Source organism: Jatrophihabitans sp. (genome assembly GCF_036388195.1).
In the GTDB taxonomy this organism is placed as follows: domain Bacteria; phylum Actinomycetota; class Actinomycetes; order Mycobacteriales; family Jatrophihabitantaceae; genus Jatrophihabitans_A.
On sequence record NZ_DASVSG010000034.1, the window covers coordinates 1 to 19212 of the forward strand.

Consider the following 19212-nt stretch of genomic DNA (forward strand, 5'->3'; position numbering starts at 1 on the left):
GGGCGCCGTCCCACTTGGTCTCGTACGCCCACTTGTGGTCCTCGACGGGCCCGGGCAGCTCGCCGGCGGTGGCCAGCATCGGGGTGAGGGCGGGCAGCGCGGGCCAGGACGGGGCTGGCGCTCTGCCACCGCGGGTCATCGTGCCCTCCTAGGCGCTCCTCTAGACGAAGTGTCTATACGGATTCACCCTAGCGTCTCGGGTGCGGCGGAGCCGGGGCGAGCGGGTTCACTAGGTTGGAGGGGTAGCTACTTCGAGATCGACGTCCTGGAGGTCACCGTGTGGGTCCTGCTCTCGTCCCGACTTCGTACCTGGCTGATGCTGGCCGTCGCCGTGCCGGTTCTGCGGGCGGTGCTCCGGCGCGCCTCGGCCTCGGCCGACCGGCGCGACCCGACCTCGACCGCGTCCCGGGCGCTGCGGACGGCGGAGTCAGGGCTGTCCCGGCTGGACCGGCGGCAGCGGCGGCGGGACCGGCGCCAGCTCTGAGCGTGACCCCTCCCCAGCGCGGTTCGGCTGCGGTCTGTCGGCCTCACAGGTGCGTGCACCAGCGGCGCATAATTAGTGACAGACGGTAGCCGTATCGTCGCCCCTGCTCAGCGCAGGACAGAAGGGGACGTAGCCAGTGACCAGGCAGAAGCCAGCGTCCCGCCTGCAGTCATTGGCCGTCCGGGTCGCCGACGGGAATTTCGTCCTCGACCTCAGCGGCCTGTCCTGGCTCGATCCGCTGCACCTGGTCGGGGTCGCCTCGATCGCTCAGCTGGCCGCGGCCCGCGGCTTCCGGCTTCGGCTGAGCGGGCTGCGCGCCAACCAGGCCGGTTATGCCTCCCGGATGCACCTGGGCGCGATCGTCGAGCATTTCGGCGGCAGCCACGACCTGCCGGTCAAGGAGCGAGAGCTCGATCGCAGCGACAGCCTGCTCGAGGTCACCGAGCTGGCCACCGGCGGCGATGTCCGGAAGCTGAGCGCCTTGGTCTATGACCGGGTGGCCGGGCACGACGCCGAGATCGCGCACGCGTTGCACACCGCGCTGGCCGAGATCGGGGCCAACGTGTGCGAGCACTCCGGAACCGTGGGTTTCATGGCGGCCCAGACGCTGCCCTCGCAGGGCGTGCTGCGGTTCGCCGTCGCCGACGCCGGCGTCGGCCTGCTGGGGACGCTGGCCAGCCAGGGCGCCGAGGATGACCGGATGGCGGTCACGATGGCCCTGTCGGGGACCAGCAGGAAAGAGGGCCCGGGCCACGGCACCGGCCTGCCTACCGCGGTGACCGTCGTGAGCCGGCTGGGCGGGCAGGTGCTGCTGGCCAGCGGGTCGGAGGTGACCACCGCCAACGCCCGCGGTCGGCGTCATGCCGAGCTGTCCAGCGGCTTCGTCGGGACCATGTTCGAGGGCTGGGTTCCGGTCACCGGCGCCCGACACAGCAGCCCAACGCTGTACGACTGGGCCCGTTAGTGAGACGATGACGCTATCGTTGACGACGGAACAGCTCCATGCTAGGGCCGTCGGAAGGGCTAGGGCCGTCAGAACACCGATGGTGCGGATGCTGACATGCTGAGGGGGTGGTCGTGGGCGTTCGAACATTGCCGTTGCCGCGACTGGTAGCGGGTCGCGACTACGCCGACGACATGGTGAGCACGCTGGGGACCGTGGTGGGGCAGGATGTCGTGGTCGATGCCACCAAGTTGCTCTCGGGCACCACGTCGTTCGCCTACCAGCTGATCGAGCGGTTGCTGGCCGAGGAGAAGGCCAACTCGGTGCTGCTGGTCGGGGCGCCGGCCGACTTCGCCGAGTACGCCACGTCCGCGGCCCGCGAGCTGCACGTCACCGACCGGTTCGACCTGGCCGAAGAGCTGCCCCGCGCCGCTGCCGCCAGCTGAGGCCGGCAGCGCTTTGGTGCTGCCGCTCAGGACCGTGCCACTCAGGACCGTGGCGAGGTGCCGTCCTCGCTTCGCAACGCGCTGCCGATGGCGGCGTTCACGGCCTGCCATTCCCGCTGCTCCTGGGCCGCCGAGATCTCCGCGGTGCTGATGAAGCTGACCTCGGCCGCCGACCGCCAGCGCTGTGCCGCCGCCACCACGGCCTGGTCGTCGACCCGGGTGAGGGTGACCTCGAGCAGGGCCCGGGCGTCGAGGTAGCGGCGCTCGGCGGCCTCGACCTCTGCCGAGGGCCGGCCGGCATTGGCCCGGCTGAGCGCCCCGTACTCACCGACCCGGCCGCGCAGGGCGAGCGCGGCATCTTGGGCGTCGATCAGCGCGGCCCGCCGGCGCAGGTACCGGCGAGCATGGCTCTCGCGCACGCTCAGGGCCACCTGGGTGCCGATCGCGACGATCAGCGAGACGACCGCCGCGACGACCCCGCTGATCAGGGTGACCGCCGTCGCCGACGCGGCGGCTGTGATCGTCGCGGCGGTCACTGACCGGCGGCGCGGCGGCCCTCAGCCGGCTTTGCCGAGCGCTCGGCCGGATTGGCGGCCAGCAACGGCCGCGCGGCGTTGGCGTCGGCGACCTCGATCAGCTTCAGGTCAGCCTGCACGCCGAGGATGGCCGCCTCGATGGTCAGCGCGGCCAGCGGCTCGTCCTTGTGCTGGCGCCGCAGCGCCCGCAGTGTCTGCAGCTCGGCCATGCGGGCGTCGCGTTGGGTCCGGCAGACCTCGTGCACCTGCTCCTCGCTGCGCCGGCCGGCGGCCATCACCTTGAGGATGAAGTCGTCCCGATAGCCGGCGGTTCGGGTCGTGGGTTCGGCAAGCCAGCCATCCAGTTCGCGGCGTCCAGCAGCTGTGATTTTGTAGACAGTTCGGTCCGGACGGACCTCTTGGGAGACCGTTCGCGAGGTCACCAGCCCGTCCCGGCTGAGCCGTTCGAGGATTTGGTAGACATGACCGATATTGAGCCCGCCCCATTGCGGCCCGACCGCTTTCTCAAAATTCGTCTTTATTTCATAGCCGTAGCTGGGTCCGTCGGCGAGAAAGGACAACACCGCGTGTTGGATAGCCACGGCGACCACTATAGGGCCAAGGCTTTGGTCCCGAGGGAGAGTGGTCAAAGCCAGCCGCGCCGGGTGGCAGGAGCATGATGGAGAGGTGGTGTTACCAACGGGTACGTCGTCGCCAGCGCGCGCGGGCGCCCGGGTCGAACTGGCGGCGGTGACCAAGACGCGGCGCCAGGGACGGACCACCGTCACCCCGCTGGACGACATCTCCCTCACGATCTCACCCGGCCAAATCGTTGCAGTCACCGGGCCGTCCGGAGCCGGGAAATCGAGCCTCCTGCAGCTGATCGGCGGCCTCGACATTCCTGATTCCGGGCGCATCCTGGTCGACGACGCCGACATTGCGGAGCTGTCCGGCAGACATTCGGCACACTTTCGCAGCAGTGTCGGGTTTGTCTTTCAGCGCTATCACCTGCTGGGCAACCTTTCCGCCCTCGACAACGTGATAACCCCGGTGTTGCCGCTGCGGGTGGACTTCGACAAGTGGGAGCGCGGTCAGCAGCTGCTCGCGGCAGTGGGGCTCGCCGACCAGGCCACGGTGGCCGCGCGCGACCTGTCGGGCGGGCAGCAGCAGCGGGTGGCGATCGCCCGGGCCCTGGTCAACCGGCCGCGGCTGCTGCTCGCCGACGAGCCGACCGGAAACCTCGACTCCCGGACCGGTGAGGACATCCTGGACCTGTTGACCGACCTGCAGGCCCAGCACGGCATGACGATGCTGCTGGCCACCCACGACTGGACGGTCGCCAGCCAATGCCAACGGGTGATCGAGCTGCGCGACGGGCGGGTGGTCAACGACCATGACCTGCCCGGGACCGATCCGGACAGCACGCTCCGCCGGATCAGCCGGCCGGGCTGAGCTTCGGTCACGCTACGGCATCAATGCGGCAGCGAGGGCGCATGCATTGTGACAAGCCAGCTTGACCGAATGTAGTTCCAATGCCTAACGTACCTCTGATCCAAATCTGGCTCAGTGTAAGGGAATTCGCTCATGACCGCTCTGCTAGCACGAGCACACTCCGCGGCGTTGCGGGCGAAACCCACCAGCCGTCCGGTCATCGACGGCTGCGCGCCTGACTGCTTCTATGACTATCTCTGCGACTCCAGCCACCGGTATTTCCGACGGCTCTGCTGCTACCGCCCGGACTGCACGGATTACTGCGGCGATTGGGTGCTGGTGACAGGCGGCTGCTGAGCTCGGGCTTGTTGTTCAACGGGGGGAAGTACCGTGTTCGGTTATGCCGTGATGTCCGTTCGGTGCCTGCTGGTGCTGGTGCTGGCCGCCGCAGCGATCGGCAAGGTGTTGCGACGCTCGGAGCTGGCCGAGTTCGCCCGCACCCTGCGGGTCGGTCTGCGGCTGCCGTACGCCCGGCTGGTCGCCGGCGCCTGGGTCGCCCTTGAAGGCGGCACCGCCCTCGCGCTGGCGCTGCCCTCGACGGTGGGATTCGCGGCGCCGCTGGCGGCAGGGGAGTTCGGGTGCCTCACCGCCGGAGCCGCCCTGCTGGTCGCCCAGCACCGCGGCTACACCTGCACCTGCTTCGGAGCCAAGCGGTCCGAGCTGAGCTGGGCAACGGTGCTGCGCAACGGCGCGCTGACCGTGGCCGCACTGCTGCTGGTGGCCGGCCTGCGGTCGCCCGGCGGCTCCGCGGCGTCGGCTGCGGTCCTGCTGGCCGCGGTCCTGACCGTCCTGCTCGGCGCCGTGCTGACCGCGCAGGCCGGCCCGCTACGGGCGCTGCTCGAGCAGTCCGGGGCCTGGCATCCAGCTGGCGGGGCAGCGTCGCCGCCCTCGGCGATGTCGGGCGGACGGCGATGACGATCACCACCGTGCTGGTGGGGTACACGACGTTGGTGGCGACGCTGGCGCTCGGCATCTCACTGCTGATGCTGCGCACCCTGCAGGGTTCCGCGCAGCCCGGCAAGCCGTCGATGAGGCCCGTCGCCCTGCCGGCCAGTGGTCCCGAGGTCGGCAGCACGGCGCCGCCGTTCACCGCCCGGACCGGCACCGGGGGACTGCTGCGCAGCGGCGAGCTGGCCGGGCGCAGCTACCTGCTGGCCTTCGTCTCCAGCAGCTGTCAGGGCTGCCGGAACGCGTTGCCGGGCATGATCGGCTACGCCAACCAGCTGCCCGGAGGGTTCCGCGTGATCACCGTGATCGTCGGGGACCCGCGGCGCGGCGCGGACCTCGAGCAGGCGCTGGCTCCGGTGGCCACGGTCGTGTCCGAACCGGACGGCGGCCCGATCAGCACCGCCTACCAGATCCACCTGTTTCCGTCCTACGTGCTGATCTCCGACACCGGGAGCGTGCTGGCCACCGGGCAGTCCGTGCGCGACCTGCCGCAACCCCAGCCGCAATGACATCGAGCGGGAAAGGGACATCACCGGGGCAAGAGGATCACACTGGCCCGATGAGGACTCCGCACGGCTGCTCGCGGCCGTGATCCACCTGCTGCTGGCGCGGCTGCGGGCCAACCGGCTGCGAGCGGCCGTGCTGGTCCTCGGCATCGCCGCGGCCACCACCGCGTTCATCGTGCTCACCGGCGAGGTGGCCGAACAGCACCTGGAGCTACGCGGACGGGTCAGCGATCAGAGCGCCCCGAACTTCGACATCCTGGTGCGGCCGGCCGGGTCGCGAACCGACCTGGAGACCAAGCAGGGCCTGGTGCGGGCCAACTTCCTGTCCGGCCAGTTCGGCGGCATCACGCTGCGGCAATGGCGCCAGATCCAGGAGCTGTCCGGGGTGCAGGTGGCGGCGCCGGTGGCGATGGTGGGCTACGTCCTGCAGAGCGTGACCATCCCGATCGACATCACCAACCGGCTCAGCCCGGCCGACCAGCAGCTGTTCACCGCCTCGGTCCGCCGGCGCAGCGCCCGCGGGCTGAGCGAGTTCGCCCGGCCGGCCATCAACTACAGCTACGTCACCACAGCCCGGATCAGCGAAGTGGGCACGCTCAACGACCCCGGAGAATTGGGCTACGGGGTCACCCCGCCAGGTGGCCGGCCCCGGGTCATCTGCCCGGTCCGCCCGAAGGCCACCGGCGGCCCGTTCGAGGTGCGCAGCCAGCGCAACGGCACCTGCTGGTCTCGGGTGAACGGCCCGAACGGAACCGGCTTCACCCTGCTGCCCCGCGGCCACGTCGGGATCCTGGTGCAGTGGACGTTCCCGTTCCTGCTCGCAGCCATCGATCCCGCCCAGGAGGCCGAGCTGGCCGGCCTGGACCGGGCGGTGACCCGCGGCAGCTACCTGCTGCAACGCGGGATCGCCCCCGGCCATGGCAGGCACAGCGTGCCCGTCCTGATGGCCGAGCACGCCCGATTCGACGATCAGGACGAGATCAGCATCCAGCGGCTGTCGGCCGCGGCGGCCGCCGAGTTCGGCTCCGGACTCAGCACCGACCGGCTGGACGCCCTGCTGGACACCGAGCGGGGGCCGGTGGTGGCCACCGCCTCGATCACCGCCGACGCCGCCTACCAGCGCCTGCTGACCGCCAGCCTGCAGCTTCCGGCGGGCCCCGTGGTGGACAGCTACTGGACCAGCGGGCGGGTCAGCTACCGCCTTGAGCCGGACGGGTCGCTGCGGCCGCGGCCGGTCGACAACCCGGCGAGCATCTGGACGGCCCCGCTGGACCTGCGTGGCTATGTCGAAGTGGCACCCGACGCCGCCGACACCGCGTTCCGCCCGCTGAGCAAGCACGCGTTGCTGGCCAAGAGCGTCGCCCCCGACGGCGCCGGGCCGCGGCTGGCAGCCATCGGCGTCTTCGACGAGTCCCGGCTGGAGCAGGGATCGGGGCAGGCCTGGCTGGGTGGTTACCGCACCGAGCCGTTGCAGCCGGCCGATCCGGCCAGCAGCGCCCTGCTGGGCGGCCGGACGCTGCTGCCCGACAGCAACATCGCCGGCTACCTGCTGTCGTCCCCGACCATGCTGACCTCCCTGGACGCGGCGTCGGTGTTCACCGATTCCTCGGTCTTCGACAACGTCAGCGACGCAGCGCCGATCAGCGCCGTCCGGGTTCGGGTGACGGGGGCGCACGGCGTCGACGCGGTCAGCCGGGAGCGGGTCCGGCTCGTCGCCGAGGCGGTGGCGGAGACGACCGGCCTGGACGTCGATGTCACCGTCGGCAGCTCGCCGACCACCCGGCGCATCGTGCTGCCGGCGGGCTCGGCGGGCCGGCCGGAGTTGCGGCTTTCCGAGCAGTGGCAGCGCAAGGGCGTGGTCGTGGCCGTCCTGCTCGCGGTGGATCGCAAGAGCCTGCTGCTGTTCGCCCTGGTGCTGGTGGTGTGCGGGGTCTTCACCGCCAATGCCGCGGGCGCCGCGGCTCGCTCGCCCCGGCTGGAGCTGTCGACGCTGAGCTGCCTGGGTTGGACCCGCGGCCAGCTGATGTCGTTGCTGCTGGGCGAGATGGCGGTGATCGGCGCCGCCGCCGGGATCACCGGGGCGCTGGTCTCGCTGCTCACCGCCGAGGCGCTGGGCGTGCCGGCGAGCATCGGCCGGGCCTTGGCCGCCGTGCCCGCGGCGCTGGCGGTGACGTTGCTGGCCGCGGCCTGGCCGGCCTGGCGAGCCTCGCGCGCCTCGCCGCTGCCGGAGCTGTCAGCAGCGGCCGCCTGGAGCTCCCCGGCCAAGGGAGGTGGGCTCAAGAAGGTACGCGGGCCGTCGCGACTGGCGTACCGGAACCTGCGCGCCGAGCCCGTCCGGACCGCTCTGGGAATGGCCGCGGTCGGGGTCGGCTCGGCCGGGCTGACCTTGCTGCTGGCCATCACGGTGGCCTTCCGGGGCAGCGTGGTGGGCAGCCTGCTCGGAGACGCGATCTCGTTGCAGGCCCGCCGGGTCGACTACCTGGCGGTGCTCATCACCCTGCTGCTGGCGGCGATCGCGGTGGCCGATGTCAGCTACCTCAACATGCGCGATCGCCGGGACGATCTGGCGCTGCTGCGGGCGGTCGGCTGGACCGCTGGACGGCTGGGCCAGCTCATCGTCAGCGAGGGCGTGCTGATCGGCCTGGCAGGGTCGGCGGCGGGCGCCGGGCTGGGACTGGCGACCACCGCCGCGCTGGCGGGCTCGGCGCCGGGCAGCCTCTGGCTGCTGGCCGGGCTCACCGCGCTGACCGGCACCCTAATCAGCGCGGTGGCCAGCCTGCTGGCGGCGCTGTCCCTGCCGCTGCTGGTTCGGGCACCCTCGCTGAGCCGGGACTGAAACCTGGGGCAGACTGCAGGCTGTGCCCGACCCGACCGCCCAGCCTGCCGGCGCCGAGCTGCCTGCTGCGCAGCTGGCCGGCGACGGCGCAGCCGGCCCTGCGGTGGTGGTGATCGGGATCGGCGCCGATGGCTGGGACGGGCTCGGCCCGTCGGCCCGGACCGCCCTGGCCGAGGCTGAGCTGGTGCTGGGCAGCGAGCGGCAGCTGCTGCTGCTGCCGGCCGGCCTGCCAGCCGAGCGGCAGGCCTGGCCGTCCCCGATGGTGCCCGCGCTGCCGGGGCTGCTGGCCGAACGCCACCGCCGCCGGCTGGTGGTGCTGGCCAGTGGCGATCCGATGTTCTACGGGATCGGCGGCACCCTGGCGCGGCTGCTCGGCCCGGGCTCGGTCCGGATCATCGCCGGGGTGTCCTCGCCGTCGCTGGCCGCCGCCCGGCTCGGCTGGCCGCTGGAGGAGATCGAGGTGCTCAGCGTGCTGGGCCGTCCGATGGCCGCCCTGCACCCGCTGCTGCAACCGGGCCGCCGGCTGCTGGTGCTGCTCGGCTCGGCAGCCGATGCGGCGGCCATTGCCCGGCTGCTCTGCGAGCGCGGGCTGGGGCCGAGCGAGCTGGTGCTGCTGTGTGAGCTGGGCGGCGCCGGCGAGCGGCTGGTGCGCGGCAGCGCCGCCGGCTGGCCCGGCCAACCGGACGAGCCGCTGGCGGTGCTGGCGATCGAGGTCCGTCCCGAGCCGGGCGCGGCGCTGCTGCCGGCCTCGCCGGGGCTGCCCGACGCCGCCTTCGACAACGACGGCCAGCTCACCAAGTCCGAGGTCCGCGCGATCACCCTGGCGGCGCTGGCACCGGTGCCCGGTCAGCTGCTCTGGGACGTCGGGGCCGGCAGCGGCAGCGTCGGGATCGAGTGGATGCGCAGCCACCCGTCCTGCCGGGCGGTGGCGATCGAGGCGCGCCCGGACCGGCTGGAACGGATCGCGGCCAACGCGCAGGCGCTCGGCGTGCCGGGACTGCGGCTGGTGGACGGGCACGCGCCGCAGGCGCTGGACGGGCTGCCCGCCCCCGATGCGGTCTTCGTCGGCGGCGGGGTGAGCCGGCCCGGGGTGCTGGCGGCCTGCGAAGCCGCGCTGGCGCCGGGTGGGCGGCTGGTCGCCAACGGCGTGACCGTGGAGACCGAGACGGTGCTGGCCGACTGGCACCGCCGGCTGGGCGGCCGGCTGATCCGGATCGCGGTGCAACGCGCGGAGCCGGTCGGCGGGTTCACCGGCTGGCGGCCGGCCATGCCGGTGACCCAGTGGAGCTACACCAAATGAATCTCAGGACGGCGGCAGCCCGATGACCGTCCATTTCCTCGGCGCCGGCCCCGGGGCGGCCGACCTGATCACCGTGCGGGCCCAGCGCATCCTGGCCTCGTCCCAGGTCTGCCTGTACGCCGGCAGCCTGGTGCCCGCGGAGGTGCTGGCCCACTGCCCGCCCGGCGCCCGGCTGGTCGACACCGCCGGGCTGAGCCTGGACGAGATCGTCGCCGAGCTGGTGGCCGCGGACCGGGCCGGGCACCAGGTGGCCCGGCTGTGCAGCGGCGATCCATCCCTGTTCAGCGCGGTGGCCGAGCAGGTCCGCCGGCTGGAACAGGCCGGCGTCGAGTACGACATCACCCCCGGGGTGCCGGCGTTCGCGGCGGCGGCGGCGGCGCTGGGCCGCGAGCTCACCGTCCCCGGGGTGGGCCAGAGCGTGATCCTCACCCGGACGGCCGAACGCGCCACCGCGATGCCGCCGGGGGAGGAGCTGAGCACTCTGGGTGCGTCCGCGGCGACCCTGGTGCTGCACCTGGCGGTGCAGCGCATCGACGCGGTCGTCGCCGAGCTCGTCCCCAGCTATGGCGCGGACTGCCCGGTCGCCGTGGTCGCCTCCGCCAGCCGGCCCGAGCAGCAGATCCTGCGGGGCACCCTGGCCGACATCGGCGAGCAGGTCCGCACCGCCGGGATCCGCCGCACCGCCGTCATCGTGGTGGGCCGGGTGCTGGCCGCGGCGGGATTTCCCGACAGCTACCTGTACTCCGCAGCCCGGAACCGGGACGGGCACTAGCCCCCTTGCGGAGCGGGCTGGGGCGCCCTGCAGCAGGCGGCGGGTTTGACTGCGTCGGGGGTTCTGCCGCCGGAGCGAGTTGAAAGTTGTTCAACTCGTGTGCGTCAGGGATGATTCTCCAGTGCCGGACGCAGCGTATTCAACCCAGGACGGCAAGGCGCTGCTGTCGGTGGGCGCCGCGGCGGGCCGGCTCGGCGTCGCGCCGGCCACCGTTCGGAGCTGGGAGCGCCGCTACGGTCTGGGCCCGGGCGGCCGCAGCGACGGCGGTCACCGCCGCTATACCGAGGCCGACCTCAACCGGTTGCTGCGGATGCAGGAGCTGGTGAACCGTGGCCAGGCCCCCGCCGTCGCGGCCCGGATGGTGCTGGGAGAGCAAGGCTCGTGTAACCCGTCGACTGCTCGGGTCGCCAGCACGGCTACCACCCGCACGCCCGGTGGGCCCGGTCCACGCCGGCCCAATCGCGGCGGTGGCCCCGGTGGCCGGGTCCTGGCGGTGCCCGGCGCGTCACCCGAGGTCCGGGGGCTGGCGCGGGCCGCGAGCAGGCTGGACGCCGACGCCGCGTCCGGCCAGGTCGGTGACCTGCTGGTCAGCCGGGGCGTGGCGCGGACCTGGAACGAGGTGCTCCGGCCGGTGCTGGTCTCGATCGGGGTGCGCTGGATACGGGCCGGCGTCGATGTCGAGCACGTCCTCAGCGAAGCGATCATGGATGCGCTGCGGTCCTACCGCGCCTTCCTGCCCCGTCCGGTGCCCGGCCGTCCGGTGCTGCTGGCCTGCGCGCCGGAGGAGCAGCACACGCTGCCGCTGCACGCGCTGGCGGCGGGGCTCGCCGAACGACGGACGCCGTTGCGGCTGCTGGGCGGCCGGGTGCCCACCGCGGCGCTCACCACGGCTGTCCGGCGGACCGACGCCGGCGCGATCTTCCTGTGGCGGCACTGCCTGGAGGGCCACGAGTCGCCGGTCGAGCCCACAGTCGCCACCGACCCTGCCGAGCCGGATGAGCTGGCAGAGCTGGCCGGGCTGACCCGCAGCCGGCCGGCCCGGCGGCTGGTGGTCGGCGGGCTGGCCTGGCAGCAGTCGGCGCTGCCGGCCGCGGCCCGCTATGCCCCCGACCTGGACACCGCGATTCAGCTGCTTGCTCCCGATTCTCGGTAACTTGTGCAAGGTTGCCGTTCCGAGAACCGGCGACTAGACAGGAAGTAACGGCGATCGGGGTGCTTCGGCGCCGCCCGGCTTGGCCGGCGCTCGACAGGCCCCAGCGGGGCGGAGCGCGGAGCCATGACCCACTTGGACGTTCTGGTGACGGGCGCATCAGGCTTCATCGGCTCGCACCTGTGCCCTGCGCTGGAGCAGGCCGGCCATCGGGTCCGGGCGATGACCCGGCATCCCGACAGCTATACCGGCGCCGGTGAGCCGATGGCCGGCGATGTCAGCGAGCTGGCCAGCCTGCGAGCCCCGATGGACGGTGTAGACGCCGCTTACTATCTTGTGCATTCTCTGGACTCGGCGGAGTTCGAGGAGAAGGACGCCCAGGCCGCGCGAGCATTCGGCATCGCGGCTTCCGAAGCCGGCGTGCGGCGCATCATCTACCTCGGTGGCCTGGGAGCCGAGAACCAGCAACTGTCTGCGCACCTGCGCTCGCGCCGGGCGGTGGAGTCCCTGCTCGGTGAGGCGGGCGTCCCGGTCACCGTGCTGCGGGCGGCGGTGGTGATCGGGCATGGGGGCATCTCCTGGGAGATCACCCGGCAGCTGGTCGACCACCTGCCGGCGATGGTCGCCCCGCGCTGGGTGAGCACCCGCACCCAGCCGATCGCGCTGGACGACGTGATCCGGTACCTGGTGGCGGTGCTGGGCGCGCCGGAGTCTGCCGGGCAGGTCTATGAGATCGGCGGGCCCGAGGTGCTCCGCTACCTCGACATGCTGCAGCGGGTCGCGTGGATCAAGCATGGCCGGAGGCTGCCGGTGCTGCCGGTGCCGCTGCTCACCCCGCGGCTGTCCTCGGCCTGGCTGGCGCTGGTGACCGACGTCAACCTTGCGACGGCACGCACGCTGGTCGATTCGATGACCACCGAGGTGATCGTGCGCGAGAACCCGATCCAGCGGCTGGTGCCGGGCCCGACGATCGGTTACGACGACGCGGTCCGGCAGGCGCTGGCCGCGCGCGCAGCCGCGGCCGGCCAGGACCCGGTGGGCGCCGGCGGCCCGCTGCCCCGGTCCGGATGAGGTCCGCTCCGTCCCGGCTGCCCCGTGTCCTGCGGCCCGCCCTGGTCGACAAGGTGCCGCGCGATCACCACGAGCCCGACGGTGCGTTCCGGCGCCGCCGGCTGGTCGTCGCGTTGGTGCTGGTGGCCGGGGCGCTGATGCTCGGGCTGTCGCTGTCGGTGGAGCCCGCGGACCCCGCGTTCTACCCGCTGACCGGGGCGCTGGCTGGGATCTGGCTGATCGGCGGGCTGGCGTCCGGACCGCTGCACCTGGGCCGGATCGCGTTCCGGGGCGAGCTTCGCCGGCCGATCCTGACGCCGGTGGTGATCGGGCTGGCGGCCGCCGCGGTGTTCGTGCTGGGCGCCCTGGTGGTACGCGAGATCGACCCGTTGCGGACGTTCACCGAGAACGTGCTGGCCCATGCCCGGCGCGGCTCGCTGCCGCTGGTGGCCCTGGTGACGGTGCTCAACGGGATCGCCGAGGAGATCTTCTTCCGGGGCGCGCTGTTCGCCGCCCTGGGCGACCGGCGTCCGGTGCTCGTCTCGACCGGGATCTACGCGCTGGTGACCCTGGCCACCGGCAACCCGATGCTGGTGTTCGCCGCTGCCACCCTGGGCCTGGTGCTCGGCCTGCAACGGCGGGCCTCCGGCGGCATCCTGGCGCCGATGCTCACCCACGTCACCTGGTCGGTGGTCATGCTGCTGGCGTTGCCGCCGCTGTTCGCCGGCTGAGCCTTCGCGCGCCGGCTCAGTGCACCGGACTGCCGGTTCTGCGCTGCTCAGGTCACGCGCTGCTCAGGTCACGCGCTGCTCAGGTCACGCGCTGCTCAGGTCACGCGCTGCTCAGGTCAGGCGCTGCTCAGGTCAGGCGCTGCTCAGGTCAGGCGCTGCTCAGGTCAGGCGCTGCTCAGGCGTGCGCCGCCGGCTGGCCGTAGCTGGCGAAGGCCGCCCGGGCCGCCGCGAGCTGGCCGGCGTCGAGCACCTGCGGAGTTCCCAGCTGCCGGGCACGCCAGGCCAGCTCCGCGGTGTACTCCACGGCCTCGGCCACCATCATCGCCGCGGCCAGGTCGGCGCCGACCGCCACCACGCCGTGGTTGGCCAGCAGCACCGCGAAGCCGCTGCCGAGCGTCCGCACGCAGGACTCGGCCAGCTCGGCAGTGCCGTAGCGGGCGTACGGCGCCACCGGCACGCTCTCGCCGGCCCGGACGATCAGGTAGTGCACCGCCGGGATCTGCTCACCGAGCACCGCGAACGTGGTGGCGAACATGGAGTGGGTATGCACGACGGCGCCGGCGTCCGGTCGGGCCCGGTAGATACCGAGGTGCAGCGCCACCTCGGAGGTCGGCCGGAGATCGCCGTCGAGCTGTTCGCCGTCGGCCGAGAGCACCGCCACGTCGCTGTCCCGCATGCCGATATAGCCAAGCCCGGTAGGGGTGATCGCGATCGTGCCGGAGGCCGGGTCGCGGACCGAGACGTTGCCCGAGGTGCCGCGCACCAGCCCGGTGGCCAGCAGCTCTCGGCAGGCCTGCGCCACCGCGGCGCGCTGGTCGGGGAGTAGCACAGCTGGCTACGCTACCGGCCATGCGCACCATTGACTGGGTCGACGGCACGGTTCGGATCATCGATCAGACCAGGTTGCCGGCCGAGCTGGTGAGCATCGACATCACCGAGGTCGACGAGCTGGTGGTCCACATCCGGTCGCTGGCGGTCCGGGGCGCGATGGCGCTGGGTGTGGCCGGCGCGCTGGGGATGGCGCTGGCCGCCTGCCGGTCGGCCGAGCGGCAGGGCGACCTGGACGCCGACCTGGCGGTGGCCGCCGACAAGCTCATCGGCGCCCGGCCGACCGCGGTGAACCTGTCCTGGGGAGTGCGGCAGCTGACGTCTGCCCGCGAGCAGGGCGCCGGCGTCGAGGAGCTGGTAGCCGCCGCGCTGGCGATCCGGGACGCCGACATCGAGATCAACCAGGCGCTCAGCGACCGTGGCGCGCAGCTGCTGGCCGGCGCCCGCCGGGTGCTGACCCACTGCAATGCCGGCGCGCTGGCCGGTGTGGAGTTCGGGACCGCGCTCGGCGTCATCGAGCGGTTGCACGCCGCCGAGCCGCTGGAGATGGTCTACGTCTGCGAGACCCGGCCGTTGCTGCAGGGCAGCCGGCTCACCGCCTGGGAGCTGGGCCGGCGGGGCATCCCGCACCGGATCATCGTCGATTCGGCAGCGGCCGGGCTGGTGCTGGGCGGCGAGGTGGAGGCGGTCGTGGTGGGAGCGGACCGGATCGCTGCCAACGGCGACGTCGCGAACAAGGTCGGCACCGTCTCCCATGCCCTGGCCGCCAGCTATGCCGGCATCCCGTTCGTGGTGGCTGCCCCCGAATCGACCATCGACTTCGCCACCGAGACCGGCGCCGGGATCTCCATCGAGCTGCGCGATGCCGACGAGGTGCTGGCGCTGGCCGGCCAGCGGGTCGCGTCCCCGGGCAGCACCGGCTGGAACCCCGCCTTCGACGTCACCCCGGCGGGACTCGTGACCGCCATCGTGACCGAGCGGCGCACCATCGACGGCCGCGCCGACGCCAGCGACCCAGACGGCGGCAGCGACGCCGGCAGCGACCCCGACGCCGGCAGCACCGGGAATGACGTCCACAGCGCCCCGGACGCCGGGTTCGTCCCCGCGGCGGAGAGCCCGCAGGGTTAGATGTGCAGGTGCCTGCCGAACGCCATCCTCTGGAGGAGCATTTCGTCACCGCGGTGTCCGCGCTGGAGCGCGGGCCGAGCCGCGATCTCGACAGCCCGGTCCGGCCCGGCAGCGCGCTGACGATCCGGCAGGCCGGCGAGCTGTTCCAAGCGCAGTGCCAGTCCCGCCAGGCCGACCTGGCCGCGATCTGGATGCAGACCCAGGGCCGCGGCTTCTACACCATCGCCTCCTCCGGCCACGAGGGCAACGCGGCGGTCGCGGCGGCGCTGCGGCCGGGTGATCCGGCGCTGCTGCACTACCGCTCGGGTGGCTTCTACTGCGCCCGGTCCCGGCAGCTGGCCGGCCACGACCCGGTCCGCGACATCCTCGGCGGCGTCGCGGCGGCAACCAGCGAGCCGATCGCCGGTGGCCGGCACAAGGTGTTCGGCAATGCCGAGCTCAACATCATTCCGCAGACGTCCACGATCGCCTCGCACCTGCCCCGGGCGGTCGGCCTGGCCTTCGCCCTGGGACGGGCCCGGCGCACCGGGATACAGACGCCGTGGGCGCCGGATTCCATCGTGATCACCAGTTTCGGCGATGCCTCGGCGAACCATTCCACCCTGGTGGGAGCGCTCAACACCTCGTCGAACACCGTCTACCAGGGGCTGCCGATGCCGCTGCTGATGGTGTGCGAGGACAACGGCCTCGGCATCAGCACCCGCACCCCGTCCGGCTGGATCACCCAGCGGTTCTCGGGGCAGCCGAGCCTGCGCTATCTCGCGGTGAACGGCTGTGACCTCGCCGATGTCTATGACGCGGCCAGCCAGGCGGTCGAGTTCGTCCGGACAGCTCGCAAGCCGGCCTTCCTGCATCTGAAGACCGTCCGCTTCCTGGGCCATGCGGGCTCGGACGCTGAGGTGGCCTACCGGACCCCCGCCGAGATCGTCGCGGACTACCAGCGGGACCCGCTGCTGGCCACCGCGGAGCTGCTCGCGGCGGCCGGGTTCGCCGACGGCCCGGAGTTGGCCGCGCGGTACGAGGCGATCGGGGACCAGGTTCGCGAGATAGCGGTCCAGGTGATGGCCGAGCCGCAGCTGGGCTCGGCCGCGCAGGTGATGGCGCCGCTGGCCCCGTGCAGCACCGAGCAGGTGGCCGCGGTCGTGGCCCGGCCCGCCGAGGCCGACCGGGCGGCGCTGTTCGGTGGCCGGCTGCCGGAGCACGAGGGGCCGCTGACCCTGGCGCAGTCGATCAACCGCGCGCTGCACGACCAGCTGGCCCGGTGGCCGCAGGCGATGGTGTTCGGCGAGGACATCTCGGTCAAGGGCGGGGTGTACGGGCTGACCAGGGGGCTGCGCAAGAGCTTCGGCGGGGCTCGGGTGTTCGACACCCTCCTCGACGAGCAGGCGATCCTCGGGGTGGGCCTGGGCGCCGCGCTGGCCAACTTCCTGCCCATTCCGGAGATCCAGTACCTGGCCTACCTGCACAATGCCGAGGATCAGCTGCGCGGCGAGGCCGCCACCCTGCAATTCTTCTCCCAGGGCCAGTACCGCAACCCGATGGTGGTGCGGATCGCGGGCCTGGGATACCAGAAGGGTTTCGGCGGGCACTTCCACAACGACAACTCGGTCGCGGTGCTGCGCGACATCCCGGGCGTGGTGGTGGCCGTGCCGTCGCATCCGAGCGATGCGCCGGCGATGCTGCGCACCCTGCTGGCCGCCGCAGTGGTGGACGGCACGGTCAGCGTCTTCCTGGAGCCGATTGCGCTTTACCACCAACGGGATCTGCATTCAGCCGGCGACGGCGGCTGGCTGGCCGAGTATGCCGGGCCGGAGCAGTGGGAGGCAGCGCACGTCCCGATCGGGCAAGCCCGGCGCTGGATGGTCAGCGGCGAGAGCGGGCGCCCGTCGCATTCGAACGCGGCTGACCTGAGCATCCTGACCTTCGGCAACGGGGTGCCGATGAGCCTGCGGGTCGCGAAGACCCTTGCCGAGGAAGGCACCTCGACTGCCGTGCTGGATCTGCGGTGGCTTTCTCCCTTGCCGGTCAAGGACATGCTGCGGGAGGCGGCCAGCAGCGGCCAGGTGCTGGTGGTGGATGAGACCCGGCGCTCGGGCGGGGTCTCGGAGGGCATCGTGGCCGCGCTGATCGACGGTGGCTTCCGCGGCCCGATCACGCGGGTCACCAGCGCGGACAGCTTCGTTCCGCTCGGCGACGCGGCGCGGGCGGTGCTGCTGGACGAGGCGACCATCCTGCAGGCCGCCCGGTCGATGATCTCGGCGCTGGCCGGGGACTAACCGTGACGCACCCTTACTGGCCCCTGTTCGACCTGCGGCTGCGGGTGGGCGAGCTGGAGCTGCGGCCGATGACCGAGGCCGACCTGCTGCCGCTGGCCGAGCTGCTGCCTGACGACGTCGAGCTGGATCCGGCCGCCACCCGCTATCCGGGCCTGTCGGAGGCCGCCAACCGGCGGGTGATCGGTTTCCAGCACTACTGGAGGAGCTATGGCAGCTGGCGTCCGGACCGGTGGCGGCTGGCGTTCTGCGTACGGGCCGCCGGCGAGCTGGTGGGAGTGCAGGAGCTGGAGGCGGAGGACTTCGCGGCGCTGCGCACCGTCTACAGCTCCTCGCACCTGATCGGTTCGGCGCGGGGCCGCGGGATCGGCCGGCAGATGCGCCGCGCGGTCCTGGCGCTGGCGTTCGGCCCGCTGGCGGCCGAGGCCGCGATCAGTTGGGCCTGGCATGACAACCACGCCTCGCTTGCGGTGTCCCGAGCGCTCGGCTACCTGCCGAACGGCCAGTCCCGGCACCGCCGCGACGGCGGGGTGGACACCATGCTGTACATGCGGCTGAGCCGCTCGGACTGGCTCGCCGCCAGCGGGGGAGCCGGGGTGGCGATCGAAGGCGTCGAGCCGTGCCTGCCGTACTTCGGGCTGCCGGCGGGGACGGAGTAGAAAGGGAGGATGAGCGAAACGACACCGGGCGACCAGCAGGATCCCGCCGCCGCCGACGACCTGCGCCAGCACACCCAAACCGACACCGAGGGCGGGGACGTCACGGACGAGGGCCCGGACGTGCCGCGCGAGCACACCGAGGACCCGGCCGAAGGCTGATCCGAGCGGGCCTGCCGTCTTGAGCGGTTTCCCGTGGGACCTGCCGGCCCTGGCAGCCGCTGACCCGAGCGAGCCTGTCACAGCCTGGCCGGATGGCTAGCGGGCTGGCCGGTTCTCGACCCGCCAGACGAACCGCAGCGCCGACCAGTCCTCGTCCAGAGCTGCCACCTTGACGTCGACGATGCCCAGCGGCAGCGCTTCGTCCCGCAGCAGGTTCTCGGTGATGTCGCTGCGGTGCCCGGCTGCGCGACGCGGCCAGGCGACCCACAGCGCGCCCTGGGGGTAGATGGCGGCGGCAAGCGCCGGCAGCCCGGCCGCAAGCTCCGCGGCAGTGCGGAAGAAGCTCACGATGACGTCAGCCGGTTCTGCCTCGTCGACCAGGAGCAGGTCGGCAGGCTGGTCCAGCGTCCACCCGTCGGGCGGTTGGTCGATCCGGACCCGGTAGCCCGGTTTCAGCCCGAGCTTCTTCGCTTGAGGAGTCGCGGAGTACCCCGCTGCCACCGGCATACCCTCCGCTTCGAACACAGCCAACCTGACGGCCCATGATCGCTGATCCCGGCACTGCCAGGTTCGAGCTCGGCCCGGCTTATCTGTCGATGTCGTCAGCCGGAAGTTCCGGCACGGCTGATTCGCAGCTGTGCTCTTCAAGCCATCGCGTAATCGACTCAAGGGACGCATGGCCGGCAACCAAACCGACCATGAACTCCTCGCCCGCGGCTGCGGTCGCCATGAGCCGCTGGCCGTTGATGGCCAGGAACACCTTCGTCGTCAGCCATGCCAGCCGCTTGTTGCCGTCTATCAGGCTCTGGTTGTTGTCGATGGACTGGCACAGCGCGGCTGCCTTCTCCCAGAGCGAGCGATAGGCGTCCTCGCCGAACACGCTCGCCTGCGGCCGGGCGAGCGCGGCAGCCAGCAAGCCGGCGTCCCGCAGGACGAACCCCAGCCTTTGGACCTGACGCAGCACGTCGTCCAGCTGGAGGTATCGAACCACCG

21 protein-coding genes are annotated in these 19212 nt (G+C 72.3%); 16 read left to right on the plus strand and 5 right to left on the minus strand.

Annotation, left to right across the window (positions count from 1 at the left end):
• Window positions 1-277 precede the first annotated feature (277 nt).
• From VF612_RS02815 to VF612_RS02825, 3 genes are all read left to right on the plus strand, one after another.
• The gene (locus tag VF612_RS02815; RefSeq protein WP_408658327.1) at window positions 278-484 is read left to right on the plus strand and encodes a hypothetical protein; all 207 of its coding nucleotides are present in this window, start codon (window positions 278-280) and stop codon (window positions 482-484) included.
• Window positions 485-620: 136 nt separating this feature from the next.
• Window positions 621-1448: an ATP-binding protein gene (locus tag VF612_RS02820; protein ID WP_408658328.1), complete on the plus strand. Its 828-nt coding sequence runs from the start codon at window positions 621-623 to the stop codon at window positions 1446-1448.
• A 113-nt stretch (window positions 1449-1561) separates the two neighbouring features.
• Window positions 1562-1873 carry a hypothetical protein gene (locus tag VF612_RS02825; RefSeq protein WP_408658329.1) on the plus strand — a complete coding sequence of 104 codons (312 nt, stop codon included), beginning with the start codon at window positions 1562-1564 and terminating at the stop codon, window positions 1871-1873.
• 41 nt (window positions 1874-1914) lie between these two features.
• Here the strand turns inward: VF612_RS02825 and VF612_RS02830 are convergent, their stop codons facing one another.
• A complete protein-coding gene (locus VF612_RS02830; RefSeq protein ID WP_408658330.1) occupies window positions 1915-2409 on the minus strand; it encodes a hypothetical protein in 495 nt (164 codons plus the stop codon).
• Window positions 2406-2999 carry a PadR family transcriptional regulator gene (locus VF612_RS02835; protein WP_408658331.1) on the minus strand — a complete coding sequence of 198 codons (594 nt, stop codon included), beginning with the start codon at window positions 2997-2999 and terminating at the stop codon, window positions 2406-2408. The genes VF612_RS02830 and VF612_RS02835 overlap by 4 nt, the downstream gene beginning before the upstream one ends.
• Before the next feature lie 181 nt (window positions 3000-3180).
• On the opposite strand from VF612_RS02835, the gene VF612_RS02840 reads away from it, so the two are divergent.
• The 9 genes from VF612_RS02840 to VF612_RS02880 all read left to right on the plus strand — a co-directional run bounded on the left by VF612_RS02840 (window position 3181) and on the right by VF612_RS02880 (window position 13172).
• Window positions 3181-3840, plus strand: coding sequence for an ABC transporter ATP-binding protein (locus tag VF612_RS02840; RefSeq protein WP_408658382.1), 660 nt, complete (start codon window positions 3181-3183; stop codon window positions 3838-3840).
• Window positions 3841-4227: 387 nt separating this feature from the next.
• Window positions 4228-4794 carry a MauE/DoxX family redox-associated membrane protein gene (locus VF612_RS02845; RefSeq protein ID WP_408658383.1) on the plus strand — a complete coding sequence of 189 codons (567 nt, stop codon included), beginning with the start codon at window positions 4228-4230 and terminating at the stop codon, window positions 4792-4794.
• A complete protein-coding gene (locus VF612_RS02850) occupies window positions 4791-5336 on the plus strand; it encodes a TlpA family protein disulfide reductase (RefSeq protein WP_408658332.1) in 546 nt (181 codons plus the stop codon). The genes VF612_RS02845 and VF612_RS02850 overlap by 4 nt, the downstream gene beginning before the upstream one ends.
• Before the next feature lie 79 nt (window positions 5337-5415).
• Entirely contained in the window at window positions 5416-8169 is a 2754-nt protein-coding gene (locus tag VF612_RS02855; protein ID WP_408658333.1) for an FtsX-like permease family protein, read from the plus strand.
• A gap of 73 nt (window positions 8170-8242) precedes the next feature.
• Window positions 8243-9469 (plus strand): precorrin-6y C5,15-methyltransferase (decarboxylating) subunit CbiE, encoded by a 1227-nt coding sequence (gene cbiE, locus VF612_RS02860; protein ID WP_408658384.1) that lies wholly within the window; start codon window positions 8243-8245, stop codon window positions 9467-9469.
• Between the two features lie 22 nt (window positions 9470-9491).
• Window positions 9492-10241, plus strand: coding sequence for a precorrin-4 C(11)-methyltransferase (cobM, locus tag VF612_RS02865; protein WP_408658334.1), 750 nt, complete (start codon window positions 9492-9494; stop codon window positions 10239-10241).
• A gap of 121 nt (window positions 10242-10362) precedes the next feature.
• Window positions 10363-11394, plus strand: a complete 1032-nt coding sequence (locus VF612_RS02870) for a MerR family transcriptional regulator (protein WP_408658335.1) — start codon at window positions 10363-10365, stop codon at window positions 11392-11394.
• A 132-nt stretch (window positions 11395-11526) separates the two neighbouring features.
• On the plus strand, window positions 11527-12462 hold the full coding sequence (locus VF612_RS02875) for an NAD(P)H-binding protein (protein ID WP_408658385.1): 936 nt from the start codon (window positions 11527-11529) through the stop codon (window positions 12460-12462).
• Window positions 12459-13172 (plus strand): CPBP family intramembrane glutamic endopeptidase, encoded by a 714-nt coding sequence (locus VF612_RS02880; protein WP_408658336.1) that lies wholly within the window; start codon window positions 12459-12461, stop codon window positions 13170-13172. Before VF612_RS02875 ends, VF612_RS02880 begins: the two co-directional genes overlap by 4 nt.
• Before the next feature lie 175 nt (window positions 13173-13347).
• On the opposite strand, the gene VF612_RS02885 is transcribed toward VF612_RS02880, so the two are convergent.
• Complete coding sequence (locus VF612_RS02885; protein ID WP_408658337.1) at window positions 13348-14001, minus strand: class II aldolase/adducin family protein; 654 nt, start codon at window positions 13999-14001, stop codon at window positions 13348-13350.
• A 20-nt stretch (window positions 14002-14021) separates the two neighbouring features.
• Here VF612_RS02885 and mtnA point away from each other — a divergent pair, with 20 nt between their 5' ends.
• Genes mtnA through VF612_RS02905 form a run of 4 tightly spaced genes read left to right on the plus strand, consistent with a single transcriptional unit; the run spans window position 14022 to window position 18219 of the window.
• Complete coding sequence (gene mtnA / locus VF612_RS02890; protein ID WP_408658338.1) at window positions 14022-15128, plus strand: S-methyl-5-thioribose-1-phosphate isomerase; 1107 nt, start codon at window positions 14022-14024, stop codon at window positions 15126-15128.
• 8 nt (window positions 15129-15136) lie between these two features.
• Window positions 15137-17404 carry a thiamine pyrophosphate-dependent enzyme gene (locus VF612_RS02895; RefSeq protein ID WP_408658339.1) on the plus strand — a complete coding sequence of 756 codons (2268 nt, stop codon included), beginning with the start codon at window positions 15137-15139 and terminating at the stop codon, window positions 17402-17404.
• A gap of 2 nt (window positions 17405-17406) precedes the next feature.
• On the plus strand, window positions 17407-18060 hold the full coding sequence (locus tag VF612_RS02900) for a GNAT family N-acetyltransferase (protein ID WP_408658340.1): 654 nt from the start codon (window positions 17407-17409) through the stop codon (window positions 18058-18060).
• Window positions 18061-18069: 9 nt separating this feature from the next.
• On the plus strand, window positions 18070-18219 hold the full coding sequence (locus VF612_RS02905; protein ID WP_408658341.1) for a hypothetical protein: 150 nt from the start codon (window positions 18070-18072) through the stop codon (window positions 18217-18219).
• Between the two features lie 96 nt (window positions 18220-18315).
• Here the strand turns inward: VF612_RS02905 and VF612_RS02910 are convergent, their stop codons facing one another.
• Window positions 18316-18726 carry a DUF3052 domain-containing protein gene (locus VF612_RS02910; protein WP_408658342.1) on the minus strand — a complete coding sequence of 137 codons (411 nt, stop codon included), beginning with the start codon at window positions 18724-18726 and terminating at the stop codon, window positions 18316-18318.
• 79 nt (window positions 18727-18805) lie between these two features.
• The gene (locus VF612_RS02915) at window positions 18806-19210 is read right to left on the minus strand and encodes a type II toxin-antitoxin system death-on-curing family toxin (protein ID WP_408658343.1); all 405 of its coding nucleotides are present in this window, start codon (window positions 19208-19210) and stop codon (window positions 18806-18808) included.
• Window positions 19211-19212 lie beyond the last annotated feature (2 nt).